Genomic DNA, 14,697 nt, shown 5'->3' on the forward strand with positions numbered 1-14,697 from the left:
ACATAAAAAACTGGTTATGAAATCATCATCCGCTGTTATTATTTCGATTATAATGGGCGCTGTGCTCCTGCTTGGCACCTGGATATTGGGTACAGCTTATCGCTATAAGTTTAAATCCACGCAGACAATCACTGTTAATGGTAATGCCAAAAAAGATTTCGAATCCGATCTAGTCAAATGGAGTGCTACTTTTAGCCGAAAGAATTATGAATTGAGTGCCGCTTCAGCACAATTGGCCACTGATCGTGATTTGGTGCGGGATTTTTTAGTACAACAGGGGGTTAAAGCCGACGAGATCCGTTTCGAGGCCGTTAATATTGCCAAAGATTTCGAATATCATACAGATGGAAAGGGGAATGGTTATAATACTTTTTCCGGTTATACCTTATCGCAGGCCGTAAGTGTCGAATCAAAAGACTTAAATAAAGTGGACAATGCCTCACGAGAAATATCGACATTAATTTCCAAAGGGATAGAACTTAGCTCCAGCACCCCCAATTATTATTACTCCAAGCTAGAGGATCTGAAATTGGAACTTATTTCACAGGCTTCAAAAAATGCACATCAACGTGCAGACAATATTGCAAAGGAATCGAATGCCGGATTAGGTAATCTGGTAAAGGCCGATCTCGGAATTTTTCAGATAACAGGACAAAACGACAATGAAGAGTACTCTTCTGGCGGTGCATTTAATACAAGCTCGAGAAAAAAAACAGCTAATATCACGGTTAAAGCAAGTTTTTTGAGTAACTAATGAAAAATTATTCGACTGAATTTCAGTTCTATATTGGTTTTCATTGAAAATTTGTTCAAAAAGTTTTCTCCTTTTCAATAAAAAACCTACTTTTGCATCATCCCAAACGGATATGCCCGGATGGCGGAATTGGTAGACGCGCTGGTCTCAAACACCAGTGGGAAACCGTGCCGGTTCGACTCCGGCTCCGGGTACTAAAAGCCTCTTTACTTACTGTAAAGAGGCTTTTTTTGTGCGCCTATGTTGCATCTGACCTGAAGATTGCGGATCATAGGATCATGTACAAAAGTTGGGATCATGGGATCATACCGAAAGTTTGGGGGGTAATCATTTTTAAGCATACAATTTCATCACTCTGTACAGGAAGAATGTTGTATCCCTTACTCCACGGAAGACGCTCCTGAAAGCTTTGAGTTTTGCATTGAAGGACTCTGCGGATGCATTGGTGCTTCTATTGTCGAAGTAGTGGAGAATGTATTGATGATGTGCTGCAATGGATCTTGCGACACTCTCGAATGAAGCAATACCCGCGTTCTCAACCTGGTTGTGCCACAGTCCTAACTTTGTGAAAGCAACTTTTTTATCCCTGCATTTATTGAAGATGTCACCTAAGGCAACTCCAAGATCATAAGCCTGTTTTAGCTTGGGAAACCTGATGAACAGCAGTTCTGCACGGCGTTTTTGGCTTTCCGACCATCGACTTGGATGCTTGAACAGGAGGTGTCTCGACCTAGCTAATAGCTGTTTGAGCGTATCACCATTAGGCAACAACTCGGGGTCATATGGGATACCCCGTTTTCGCGATTCCATTATTTTTTTGCTTTCTGCATCTAAGACTTCCCATCGGTATTTGATACGGAGTTCCTGAACAGCATCATAAGCAAGTTTTTGTACATGAAACCGATCGATAACCCTTCTGGCATTTCTGAAACACCTACGGATAGCCTTTGCCATATTGGGGGCCATATCCATCGTTACTTCCCTAACTTTGTTCCTTAGTTTAAGTGGAATGCGCTCTAATACAGCAATAATATCTTCCGCCTTTGTCCCTCTTATGGTAGCCAATATGGTTCCCTTCCTGCCCTTTGCTGATTTACTGCTTACGATCGTGTAAAGTTCACCGTTGCTAAAGCTGGTCTCATCGATGCTCAGGTGTTCCGATATGTTATCAGGAAAAAGGGTCCATTGCTCTGCGTGTGGCTTTTGGTCCCAGTCCTGGAAGTCACTGAGATGGTTCTTGTATTGATCCTGTAGTTGCTTACCGTCCATTTGGAAGAACAGACCTACCAATTGGGCGCTTACAGGATGATTATCCAAATATCTTCTTTAAAAAAAGCCCGAATTCCGTAGTCATTCGAGCACCCTCACGCACCAGATTCCAATCTCTTGTGATGATCTCTCCGGTATCCAGGACCGTCCAGCGACGACGGCGGATATGTAGCGTAACTTTCTGGCCTCGAATGGGAAAGTCTGAAATCTCAGTGGAAGGCATGAAGCCCTTTGACTCCAACTTGCTGTTCTGATAGCCTGTCGGAGCAATATTAAGCTCATCTAAATAAATGTGGAGCTGATTGTCAACCTGATCGACTTCTAAAATCTGAAAGTATTCCAATAGCCCTTCGGGCATCAATAGGGACAGTAATTTACGTTCGGCTTCTTGCAAGGGATATCTGTATTAAGGATGCTAAACTAAGAAATTTTTGACATTCCCCCCAAGAATTCAGCTTGATCCGGATCGGATCATACCGAAAGTTTGGGGGGTAATCATTTTTAAGCATACAATTTCATCACTCTGTACAGGAAGAATGTTGTATCCCTTACTCCACGGAAGACGCTCCTGAAAGCTTTGAGTTTTGCATTGAAGGACTTTGCGGATGCATTGGTGCTTCTATTGTCGAAGTAGTGGAGAATGTATTGATGATGTGCTGCAATGGATCTTGCGACACTCTCGAATGAAGCAATACCCGCGTTCTCAACCTGGTTGTGCCACAGTCCTAACTTTGTGAAAGCAACTTTTTTATCCCTGCATTTATTGAAGATGTCACCTAAGGCAACTCCAAGATCATAAGCCTGTTTTAGCTTGGGAAACCTGATGAACAGCAGTTCTGCACGGCGTTTTTGGCTTTCCGACCATCGACTTGGATGCTTGAACAGGAGGTGTCTCGACCTAGCTAATAGCTGTTTGAGCGTATCACCATTAGGCAACAACTCGGGGTCATATGGGATACCCCGTTTTCGCGATTCCATTATTTTTTTGCTTTCTGCATCTAAGACTTCCCATCGGTATTTGATACGGAGTTCCTGAACAGCATCATAAGCAAGTTTTTGTACATGAAACCGATCGATAACCCTTCTGGCATTTCTGAAACACCTACGGATAGCCTTTGCCATATTGGGGGCCATATCCATCGTTACTTCCCTAACTTTGTTCCTTAGTTTAAGTGGAATGCGCTCTAATACAGCAATAATATCTTCCGCCTTTGTCCCTCTTATGGTAGCCAATATGGTTCCCTTCCTGCCCTTTGCTGATTTACTGCTTACGATCGTGTAAAGTTCACCGTTGCTAAAGCTGGTCTCATCGATGCTCAGGTGTTCCGATATGTTATCAGGAAAAAGGGTCCATTGCTCTGCGTGTGGCTTTTGGTCCCAGTCCTGGAAGTCACTGAGATGGTTCTTGTATTGATCCTGTAGTTGCTTACCGTCCATTTGGAAGAACAGACCTACCAATTGGGCGCTTACAGGATGATTATCCAAATATCTTCTTTAAAAAAAGCCCGAATTCCGTAGTCATTCGAGCACCCTCACGCACCAGATTCCAATCTCTTGTGATGATCTCTCCGGTATCCAGGACCGTCCAGCGACGACGGCGGATATGTAGCGTAACTTTCTGGCCTCGAATGGGAAAGTCTGAAATCTCAGTGGAAGGCATGAAGCCCTTTGACTCCAACTTGCTGTTCTGATAGCCTGTCGGAGCAATATTAAGCTCATCTAAATAAATGTGGAGCTGATTGTCAACCTGATCGACTTCTAAAATCTGAAAGTATTCCAATAGCCCTTCGGGCATCAATAGGGACAGTAATTTACGTTCGGCTTCTTGCAAGGGATATCTGTATTAAGGATGCTAAACTAAGAAATTTTTGACATTCCCCCCAAGAATTCAGCTTGATCCCAAGTTCCGGATTATAACTAATCAAGGTAGGTACTAAAACAGATACATCCTAATATCAATTTATATCTAATAACAATTTTCAATCAATCTTTAGACAGTGATCATTCAGTGCTTATTCAATTTGCACTGAATGATCACTGAACAATCACTGAACGAGCACTGAGCAAGCACTGAATAAGCACTGTCTTAAGATCTAATTTGGTCACTACTTGATTCTAAGTTGCTGCAGCTATTGCTTGTTCTTTGCTGTTTCTTCGCTTATTGTAGCTACTTTCATTAGACCTTCCTCGGTATTCGTTTGCCGTTTCTTTGCCGTTTCTTTGGTGTTTCTTTGGTATTTTAACAATAAAACAGCAATAAAACAGCAAAGAAATAGCACAGAAACGGTAAAGTAGGTGTAATCTTGAACCAGACTTGTAGATAAGAAGGATAAATTAACTACCGTCGAAATGGCAATAAGAAATGGGCTTTTTTTTATAAACGTTCTTTAATCTGAATATTCTTGTTTAAATTGGAAATACCAAATATAAACTTGGATGAAAACAGTTTTTTTATCGCTGGCACTGCTGTGTTTTTTCATTACTCATGGGCAAGTGGGGTTTGTCTTAAACGGAAAAAAGAATGTTAAAATTCCTTTTCTTTTCGTACATAACCTGGTGATTATACCTGTACAGGTAAATGGATATATGATGAACTTCCTGTTGGATACGGGGGTTAAAGAAACCATGATATTTGGCGAAACATTAAAGTCAATTGATAGCGCTGTTTTTGTTAATAAATTTCAGGGACTGGGCAGGGAAGAGGGGTTGGATGGCTATTTATCCATACATAATCAGGTGAATATTGCTGGGGTATATGAAGATTTAGACCAACCGATCTATATTCTTCAAAATGCGCATATTGATATCTCTACCCGGATAGGCGTGGAAGTTAATGGAATTATGGGAAGTCGCTTTTTTGAAAACCAAATGATGGAAATGGATTTTCAAAAACATCGTATTACCTTATATGCCAAGGCGAACCGGCCCAAGGGACTTGACAAGATGCAGCGTTTGCCGCTGGATATTTTAAATAGTCGTCCCTATACTTCGGTTGCTTTTAAACAGGGGGATGTTTCTATTGATGGTCGTGTATTGATCGATATGGGAAATAGCGATGCTTTGATGCTTATTCCTTCTAAATTAAACAATTTTGATATTAAACCCCCATTTATCGATGACTACATAGGGCAGGGGTTTAACGGTGAGATTTATGGAAAGAGAAATCGAATCCGATCGCTCGAACTTGGGCCATTTACAATGAATTACCCGCTTGTGGCATATCCTGAGCTGAGCTCGTTACAGCATGCAACATTTGTAAGTGGTAGGATAGGTTCCATTGGCAACGAGTTGTTGCGCCGATTTAAAGTCGTATTTGATTATCCCAACAAGTCGATATATCTTCATAAGAATAAAGATTTTGACCGCTTTTATTATCTGAATATGAGTGGCTTGGAGATTATACATGATGGCATTAAATACGAAAAAGAAGAAATACCCGTCGTTTTGCAAAAAGATGGTGGTACAGAGGTAAGAATGGGTAACAGCGTACAGTATCGCTTTGTACTTCGAAATATGTACAAAATTGCGACCGTTCGTGATGCTTCGCCTGCGGCAATCGCAGGACTAATGCCTGGAGATAAGGTTGTACGGATCAATGGTAGAGCTGCATCGTCATTTTCCCTGGAGTCAATTCACAATCTTTTTAAATCAGAAGAGGGAAAGGAAATGCATTTTCGAGTGACCAGAGGCGAGAAAACACTCGATTTTAAATTTGTGTTAAAGGATCCGCTTCCATTTAACTCGGATTAAATTTTTGCGAATTTTTCCATTTTAAACTGAACTTGCTTATATTTGCACTTGATAATACTATTTTAATAATTTATACACGAAAAGATATGTTGGTCGCTAGAATAATAACACAGCAAGCTTTTAAGGCAAATGGATTTGCCGAAAGCAATCTTCGTGCTTTTCGTCCTATTTAAGATATTCTTCGAAATAGGAGCGCATCGTGTCTGTTCAATCCGCTGGAGTGAATAATCAGGTCGCTTTACTTCTTTTGAAAAACCAATTTATACAGATGAAAAAGCCGAAGTTCATTCGGGCTTTTTAATTTTCCGGATTTTCGTTTCTATTTAGCTATTCAAAGCTCTTCAGGGCTGCAGCGTTTTTGAAAAACAGGTGCGTTCGACTCTATAGGAGTAATTGACTGTGCATTAAGAAAAAATGCTTAATAGAATCGTAATCCCCAAAAGAATATTCCCGAAATTTTTTCAAAAAGGCTGCCGATTTCCAAGAGGAAATTGATGGCTAATTATTTATATTTTTTATAAAGATGGGAAGTAAATTAGCGGGAAAAGATCTAGTAAAAATAGGTTTTCCACAAAATAATATAGTTAATACAGCTTTAGGGCTGATCACAAGGTATCGAAAGAAGGAAAATAAAGAAAACATTCTTCTTGAACTTACTGAATTGATAGAAGCTCCGGAGCGATTTATGGGGCATAAAATATGGGGAAAGGTCTCTGAAGGACTTGTTAAACCTGTTGAAGTACGCATGCAGGAGCTTCATTCACATTGTGCTCCATTTAGCATATTTGGTGAAAATGAAATTGATGAGAAGGCAAAAAGACAGTTGTATGATGCACTGAGATTGCCTATTTCAAGGCAAGGTGCACTGATGCCGGATGCACATACAGGGTACGGACTTCCCATCGGCGGAGTACTGGCCACAGAAAATGCCGTTATACCGTATGGTGTAGGCGTAGATATTGGTTGTCGGATGAGCCTGTCGATATTCGATTTACCAGGCAGTTATTTCAAAGGAAGGGAATTCCAACTGAAAAATATATTGAAGGAAAATACCAAATTTGGTTTAAATGACACACATCGTGATAAGCATGACCATGTTGTTTTCAGTAGAACTGAATTTCAGGAAATCCCACTATTAAAATCCCTGTTGGGTAAAGCTTACAGACAATTTGGGACTTCTGGTAGTGGAAATCACTTTGTCGAATTGGGCATTGTTGAGCTTCAGACCGTGCGGGAGGAATGGGGGATAAATCCAGGACAGTACTTGGGGATCTTATCCCATAGTGGCTCTCGGGGTTTGGGGGCGAATATCGCTAAGCATTACACAAGCCTTGCGGCGCAACAATGTCCATTACCGCGTCATGTCCAACATTTGGCCTGGTTGGATTTAGCAAGCCAAGAAGGACAAGAATACTGGATGGCAATGAATTTGGCTGGAGAGTATGCCCAGGCCTGTCATGCAGACATCCACCGACGTTTGGCGAAAGCACTTGGCTGTAATCCCGTGGTAAAGATCGAAAATCATCATAATTTCGCATGGAAGGAATTTGTGAATGGGGAGGAATGCATCGTTCATCGGAAGGGAGCAACACCTGCAGGCAAGGGCGTGCTGGGGGTGATTCCCGGCTCGATGACAGCACCAGGGTTCATTGTGGAGGGAACGGGAAACCCCTTAAGTTTACAGTCTGCTTCCCATGGAGCGGGGCGTGTCATGTCGAGATCTGCCTGCAAAAATAATTTGACAAAAAGCGCTATGCTGAAAGATCTGGAAGTACATGGTGTGGAATTGATTGGCGGCGCATTGGATGAATCACCCCGTGCGTATAAAGATATTCATCGGGTGATGAAATTACAGCAGGAGTTGGTAACTGTTCTCGGAACGTTCAGTCCGAAGATTGTACGTATGGACAAATAAGGTTATGAATGAAAGGTATTTACAAATTTCTTCGGGACGAGGTCCTAAGGAATGTAATATGGCCGTTAGGTTGGTAGTCGACAGAATCTCTTCTGAATGTAGTAGAGTAGGAGTTGAGGTCACGGAAATAGAAAAAGAAGAAGTGGATGGACTTCCTTGTTCGTTAATCGTCAGATTGAGAGGAAAAGATATGGATCAATTGATTGATCATTGGATTGGTACAATCTGTTGGGTGTGTAAAAGCCCTTTTCGTCCTTTACACAAACGGAAGAATTGGTTTGTCGAAGTTAAAACGTATCATCCGGGTGAAAAGAAAAAGGTGTTGGATGTGAAGGATGTAAATTTCCAAACGATGCGAAGTAGCGGTGCAGGTGGACAGCATGTCAATAAAGTAAGTTCTGGCGTTAGAGCGACGCATGCTCCGACAGGGATAAGTGTTCAGGTGATGGATACGAGATCACAATTGCAGAATAAAGAGATCGCAATGCTGCGCTTGGCTGCACGTCTGCGGGATTTGGAAAGTGTTGAGTTAAATACAGCCAAAGAAGAAAAATGGAAAAACCAAATCGAGGTGGCGCGGGGACAGGCGAAACGGGTGTTTGTTGGACAGAAATTTATTGAAAATTAAGTAATTTGTATTGTTTTTACTGAAGCGAAAACCCTTGTCAATATGTTGGCAAGGGTTTGTTTTTTTAGTGGTATTGTCTTGTTTAATAGGTGCTTGTGGTTTGTTTGTTCAAGCTGGGTGATATGGGTTTATTGTTTGGAGGTTGTAATATTTTAACATTTGAGGTTAAAATATGGGTAATATTGGTCAATATCATAGCGAGCTCTGTTTTAACATTTGCATAAATTAGATTTTATAAAAGCATTTTAAACTAACTAACAGAGACTAGCTTATGAACAAAAGAAGTATTGCAATACTAGCATCCAATATACTAGTATGTTCTGCGCTTTATGCCCAAACAGCACTTAAAGGCAAAGTGTTGGATCAGGACGGCAAACCAATACCGGGAGTATCGGTAACCATTCGAGGCGGTGCCGGCACGCAGACAGGAATTGATGGTGGATTTTCATTAACATATACAGGTGGAGGAGTTTTAAATGTCACTGCAGTTGGTTACAAATCCAAGCAGTTTCAACTGAATAATCAAACGAATTTAAACGTTACATTAGAATCTTCAGCAGAGAATTTAGATGAAGTCGTGGTTACCGCATTAGGTATCACAAGAGAGAAAAAATCCCTGGGTTATGCCACGCAGGAGGTCAAAGCGAAAGAATTGACAGATGCCGGGCAACATAGCCTAACAGGAGCATTGGCGGGTAAAGTTGCAGGTGTACAGGTGAACCAATTTGGTGGAGCGATAGGTTCTTCAGCGCGTATTTCAATTCGTGGAAATACATCGTTGCAGGCAAATCAGCAGCCGCTTATTGTAGTGGACGGTATTCCTATTACAAATAATTCTCAGCGTAGTGGTGATAATACGTATACTGGGGTGGATTACGGTTCGGGTTTAAACGACATTAATCCAGATGATATCGAAAGCATCAACGTACTGAAAGGTGGGGCTGCAGCATTATATGGTATGCGTGCTGGTACAGGCGTTATTATGATTACGACAAAATCTGGAAAACGCGCCGAAAACGGAGTGCAGATTTCGTACGACGGAAATTTTTCCATCGACAGGGCGGCCAATTTACCGAAGTACCAAAATTTATACGGTCAGGGATCACGTGGGGATGAATACAGTTTTAAGAAATTTGGTGGAAATCTGTCCTATCAGGATTATGTAACGCAGAATTCATTCAGTTATGTTGATGGTACAGGAAACATTGGGGTTAATGATAATATCGATGAATCTTGGGGTCCTCGCATGGACATTGGCTTGTTGATACCACAGTTTAACAGTCCGGTTGTGAATGGTGTACGCCAGGCAACCCCATGGAATTCACATAAAAACAATGTTAGAGAGTTCTTTCAAACCGGTTTTTCTCAAAACCATAATGTTTCATTACTTTCCAAATCAGATCGATCGTCTACACGCGCATCTATTTCCTTTAGGGATCAAAAGGGAACGGTTCCCAATACAGATCAGAAAAAATATACCGCGCAGCTGAACAATGAATATAAGGTCAGTGATAAAGTATCTTATGATATCATGAGTAATTTTACGCGTACAGAAAGTAACAATTTGGTCACGCAGGGATATGATGCTGCCAATCCAATGAATGGCCTGATCTGGTTTGGCCGTCAGGTGGATATGCAGGACCTGAAAAAAAATTGGGATCAAAAAGATGCACAAGGGAATTATACCTATTACAATTGGAATTCCGCTTACCATATGAATCCTTTTTATACGATGCACGAATCGCGCAATGCAATGAAGATGAATCGTGTTTTCGGTAAGACCTCCTTATATTATCAACCTTTTGATTTTTTAAAATTCGAGGGGCGTGTAGGATTGGATTACTATAATACCCATATGTTTGAAACGACGTATTTTAACTTTGATAACCAAGATGGTAAGTTCAATGAAATAAAAAATAGCAATTCTGATTTTAATGCAGATTTTATTGCAAATTTTAATAAACAATTTGGCGATCTGAGTTTAACCGGTATTTTGGGTGCCAACTACCGGGATTATCAATTTGAAACAAATACAATAGGCGCAAAAGGATTAAATGTATTGGGTGTCTATACCATTTCGAATAAAATTGGTGATGCTTACACCTTTATGGACCATTCAAAAGGCCGCTCTAATTCGGTATATGGACAGGCTAATTTGGGCTGGAAAGATCAATTGTATTTAGATTTGACCGCACGGAACGACTGGTCTTCAACGTTAAAGAAATCCTTTTTCTATCCTTCGGCAAGTTTAAGCTGGATCCCAACAGCTTCATTTGAAGGTCTGAAAAGTGATTATTTGAATTTTTGGAAAATGCGATTTAATCTGGTGAAAGTGGGTAACGCTACACAACCTTATCAAAATGGAAACTATTATTATGCACAAACAGACGCTTATAATAACCTGGCGCAAATGTATAAAAGCATGGTCTATGCGATTGAAGGCCTAGAACCTGAAGCCATTACTTCTTATGAAATTGGTACTGAGCTGGGTTTATTCAAAGACCGTCTTCATTTGGACCTTACCTATTATCAAAAAGTAAATAAAAAACAATTACTTTCTGTACCTACCTCCAATGTGGTTGGGTTTAGCAGTATCTTCTTAAATGCCGGAGAAATTCGGAGCAAGGGGATTGAAGTTCAATTACGCGGTGATATCCTGAAGCGTGAAGATGGGTTAAATTGGACAACGACTGTCAACTTTTCAAAAGATAAAAATAAGATTATAGAACTTTACCCGGAATTAGGCTTGGATGATTTGAGGCAGGGTTGGACTTGGGGTATTTCCAATATGGCTTCTGTTGGGCATCCTTGGGGTAGTTTGGTAGGGCCAGGTTATGATCGTGTAACAGATGGACCGATGAAAGGTGCTATTAAAGTGGGTTCCAACGGTCTGGTTTCTACACCACTTGATGGTCAAGTGATTGGTAATGCTGTGCCGGACTTCTTGGCTTCGATGCGTAATGACTTCACCTTTAAAGATTTTAGATTCGGCTTTATGCTCGATTTCCGTAAGGGGGGAGATATTTGGTCACAAACAATGTCCCATGGTTATGCGACGGGTATAGCGGAAATTACTGCTGCAGATGGCATTCGTGAACGTGCTATTCTTGCCGGTCGTGACGTGATGAAAAACGAAAGGTTTGCAATGTCGGACGGAAAAGGAGGCTGGGTTGCAAATACCATTGAGACTTCAGCACAAGACTGGTATGAAAATGGAGGCATTGCCCAAATGTATGTTTTTGATGGTTCTTTTCTGAAATTAAGAGAGGCCTATATTTCTTATAATTTACCCAAACATTTGTATAGTAAAATAAAGGGGATTAAGCGTGCTAATATCTCTGTTACAGGAACCAATTTAGCGTTGCTTTGGGTGCATAAATCGAATACGATGCGATTAGATCCGGAAGGCGGAGGTGTATCTAGCGATTCTAGAGGTGTAGGATTTGAGCAAGCCAGTGTTCCAAACTCAAGAAGTATAGGTCTTAAACTTGGTTTTACATTTTAATCGACAGATAGAGTTTAAGATATAGAACCCTCAAAAAATTATGATTATGAATACTTTTATTAAAAAATTAAAATACACGCCTTTATTAGCCGTTCTTTTGGTGACAGGTTGTACCAAGAATTTTGAGAAAATTAATACCGATCCGGATGCATTAAATGATGTTCCACCACAAAATATGTTGGTCAACGTGATGCGAAATGCTGGAGACCAATTTGGTGGCGACGTTGATGGTTATGGTACATTTGCTGGATATATTGTCAAAATTCAATATCCCGATAACCTGAGTGGATTGATTCCGACAAATAATACTTATGGCAATCGTTGGGCCGCTTGTTATTATAATATCACCCAAATGAAAGACTTGCTTAAAAAGACAGATGATAAAGCTGAAGGGTATAAAAATACTAGGGCTATAGCAAGAATTTGGAATAACTATATGTGGTCCTATTTATTGGACGGATGGGGTGATATTCCATATTCAGAGGCATTTAAAGGTCGGCCAGAAGATGGTTCGGTATTGAAAGCCAAATACGATAAACAGGAGGACGTTTTTCCTGCAGTATTGGCGGATCTTAAATCCATTGCTGATGAGTTGGCCGCTGGTATTGGAACGGATGATGTTGGTAACTATGACGTGATCTATGGACAGGCTAATAGTGGTAGTCCAGATGTAAAAACACAAATGTTAAGGTGGCAGAAGTTTTGTAATTCGCTGCGCTTACGGATGGCAATACGTATTTCTTCTGTTGCCCCGGCTTTGGCTAAATCTACGATTGAAGAAATTGCTGGAAATAAGACGAAATATCCAATCATTGAAACCAATTCGGAAAGTTGTCAAATGTTTTTCCCTGGAACACTGCCCTATATGGAGCCTTGGTATGAGTCTGGTATTTACGGTAAACGCATCAATAACTGGGGAATGTTCGATATTTTTATCAATCATTTAACGGAAACGAACGACCCTCGGATTGAGTCGATCGCTCAGAAAAATAATGCCGGTAAATATGTTGGATTTGTTAATGGTTCGTTAACCAATCCTTCGCCATCAACGTCAATTTCATGGATTGGATTACATTACATCAATAATCCTGCTGGGGCAGTACCTTTTTATAAAGCCTGTGAAACTTATTATATGTTGGCGGAAGCCGCATTATTAGGTTATAATGTTGGAATTACGGCTAAAGCAGCCTATGAAACAGCCGTTAGGCTTTCTATGGAAGATAATGAGGTTGCTGAATCAGCTGTGAATGCTTATCTAGCCGGAGCGGGAAAATTTGATGGAACAAAGGATCGTATCTATTGGGATATGTGGGTCGCTTTATTTAAAGAAAATTTTGAAGCCTGGAGTTTGTATAGAAGGACGGGAATTCCTAGCACCAACTATCCTTCAAAAATTCAAAATTCAGCAACTCCACATACAGATCAACCATTTCGACTGCCTTATCCGAATAATGAATACCTATATAATACGGATAACGTTACAGCAGCAGCAGCAGGGACTATGGATTATAATTGGGGAAAACGCTTATGGTGGGCTAAAAATAACGGTAAAAACTAGTTTAAAATGCTTTATTGAGCGGGTATCGAAAGATCCCGCTTTTTTTTACTCGTTTAGATAACATTTTGCTACCCTTTGTAGCAAGGAGTCCTGTTAACATTTCGGATAGAGCCTCAACATCAAAAGCTGAGGCTTTTTAATTGATCATGTATCCTCCCTTAGAAAAAATAGTACACGGTTGTAAGGCCATTTAGCAGACTGAGGGGAAGCTTTACCACTGAAATAATTTATTTATAATTAATAGGGGCTATTACCGTATTTTCTTCTGTTATTGACCTTTAATGTAGAAAATAATTTGTTTTATTGCGGTGATAATTAGTATCTTTAAGAGGAAGGGCCTCAAAAGAATTCCTTCAGACTAAGTAAACTTAAGTAGTCGCTGTAACCTGCATCTAAAGGAGGTTATAGGGCTTGGAATTTCAAATTCGATATTATGATAAAATCCCCGGGCTTCCTTTTTAAGGAAGCGATCAAGAATGAAAAACCATTACAAATTGTTGGAGCGATTAATGCTAATCATGCGCTTTTGGCTGAGCAGGCTGGTTTTAAAGCTATTTATCTTTCTGGAGGCGGTGTTGCAGCAGGTTCACTTGGAATTCCAGATCTTGGGATTACAACACTTCAGGATGTTTTGATTGATGTGGATCGCATTACAAATGTGTGTAAGCTTCCTTTGCTGGTGGATATTGATACTGGCTTCGGTCCTTCGGCATTCAATGTGGCACGTACAATAAAGTCTTTAATTAAAGTGGGCGCGGCGGCAGTTCACATGGAGGATCAGGTGGGGGCTAAACGTTGTGGTCACCGGCCTGGGAAAGAGCTCGTCTCGCGATCTGAAATGGTTGACCGCCTAAAGGCGGCCGTGGATGCACGAACGGACGAGCATTTTGCCATTGGTGCACGTACGGATGCACTTGCTTCTGAAGGCCTTGAACTTGCTTTGGAAAGAGCGGTGGCTTATAAAGAAGCTGGAGCGGACTTTATTTTTGCTGAAGCAGTACATCATCTGGAGCAATACGTTCAATTTAGTGCAGCAACTGGCCTTCCCATTTTGGCGAATATCACCGAATTTGGACAAACACCGTTGTTTAGCCTGAATGAACTACGTCAAGCCGATGTTTCTATTGTTCTTTACCCACTCTCTGCTTTCCGCGCCGCTAATAAAGCGGCTACAAATGTTTATCGTCATATTCGGGAAGACGGCGGGCAGGTTAATGTAATCGACGACATGCAGACGAGAGAAGAGTTATACAGAAGTATCGATTATTATGCCTATGAAAATCGATTGGATCAATTGTTTAACAAATAATTATATTCA

11 protein-coding genes and 1 tRNA gene are annotated in these 14,697 nt (G+C 40.7%); 8 read left to right on the forward strand and 4 right to left on the reverse strand.

Annotated elements, in window-relative coordinates; all coding sequences use genetic code 11:
* The first annotated feature begins 16 nt into the window (after positions 1-16).
* Positions 17-754, forward strand: coding sequence for an SIMPL domain-containing protein (locus tag AACH28_RS00305; RefSeq protein WP_075993180.1), 738 nt, complete (start codon positions 17-19; stop codon positions 752-754).
* Positions 755-868: 114 nt separating this feature from the next.
* Positions 869-948, forward strand: a tRNA-Leu gene (locus AACH28_RS00310).
* A gap of 139 nt (positions 949-1,087) precedes the next feature.
* Here AACH28_RS00310 and AACH28_RS00315 read toward each other — a convergent pair.
* The 4 genes from AACH28_RS00315 to AACH28_RS00330 all read right to left on the reverse strand — a co-directional run bounded on the left by AACH28_RS00315 (position 1,088) and on the right by AACH28_RS00330 (position 3,854).
* The gene (locus tag AACH28_RS00315) at positions 1,088-2,071 is read right to left on the reverse strand and encodes a transposase (protein WP_286767918.1); all 984 of its coding nucleotides are present in this window, start codon (positions 2,069-2,071) and stop codon (positions 1,088-1,090) included.
* Entirely contained in the window at positions 2,064-2,417 is a 354-nt protein-coding gene (locus AACH28_RS00320) for a transposase (RefSeq protein WP_286767917.1), read from the reverse strand. Before AACH28_RS00320 ends, AACH28_RS00315 begins: the two co-directional genes overlap by 8 nt.
* 107 nt (positions 2,418-2,524) lie before the next feature.
* Complete coding sequence (locus AACH28_RS00325) at positions 2,525-3,508, reverse strand: transposase (protein WP_313262116.1); 984 nt, start codon at positions 3,506-3,508, stop codon at positions 2,525-2,527.
* Entirely contained in the window at positions 3,501-3,854 is a 354-nt protein-coding gene (locus AACH28_RS00330; protein ID WP_286767917.1) for a transposase, read from the reverse strand. The genes AACH28_RS00325 and AACH28_RS00330 overlap by 8 nt, the downstream gene beginning before the upstream one ends.
* Positions 3,855-4,459: 605 nt before the next feature.
* Here AACH28_RS00330 and AACH28_RS00335 point away from each other — a divergent pair.
* From AACH28_RS00335 to prpB, 6 genes are all read left to right on the forward strand, one after another.
* Positions 4,460-5,773 (forward strand): PDZ domain-containing protein, encoded by a 1,314-nt coding sequence (locus AACH28_RS00335; RefSeq protein WP_341831895.1) that lies wholly within the window; start codon positions 4,460-4,462, stop codon positions 5,771-5,773.
* Positions 5,774-6,296: 523 nt separating this feature from the next.
* Positions 6,297-7,688: an RtcB family protein gene (locus AACH28_RS00340; protein WP_341831896.1), complete on the forward strand. Its 1,392-nt coding sequence runs from the start codon at positions 6,297-6,299 to the stop codon at positions 7,686-7,688.
* Between the two features lie 4 nt (positions 7,689-7,692).
* On the forward strand, positions 7,693-8,316 hold the full coding sequence (gene prfH, locus AACH28_RS00345; protein ID WP_341831897.1) for a peptide chain release factor H: 624 nt from the start codon (positions 7,693-7,695) through the stop codon (positions 8,314-8,316).
* Positions 8,317-8,587: 271 nt separating this feature from the next.
* Entirely contained in the window at positions 8,588-11,821 is a 3,234-nt protein-coding gene (locus AACH28_RS00350) for a SusC/RagA family TonB-linked outer membrane protein (protein WP_341831898.1), read from the forward strand.
* A 46-nt stretch (positions 11,822-11,867) separates the two neighbouring features.
* On the forward strand, positions 11,868-13,379 hold the full coding sequence (locus tag AACH28_RS00355; RefSeq protein ID WP_341831899.1) for a SusD/RagB family nutrient-binding outer membrane lipoprotein: 1,512 nt from the start codon (positions 11,868-11,870) through the stop codon (positions 13,377-13,379).
* A gap of 433 nt (positions 13,380-13,812) precedes the next feature.
* The gene (prpB, locus tag AACH28_RS00360) at positions 13,813-14,688 is read left to right on the forward strand and encodes a methylisocitrate lyase (RefSeq protein ID WP_341831900.1); all 876 of its coding nucleotides are present in this window, start codon (positions 13,813-13,815) and stop codon (positions 14,686-14,688) included.
* Positions 14,689-14,697 lie beyond the last annotated feature (9 nt).

The organism is Sphingobacterium thalpophilum (genome assembly GCF_038396785.1).
In the GTDB taxonomy this organism is placed as follows: Bacteria; Bacteroidota; Bacteroidia; order Sphingobacteriales; family Sphingobacteriaceae; genus Sphingobacterium; species Sphingobacterium thalpophilum_A.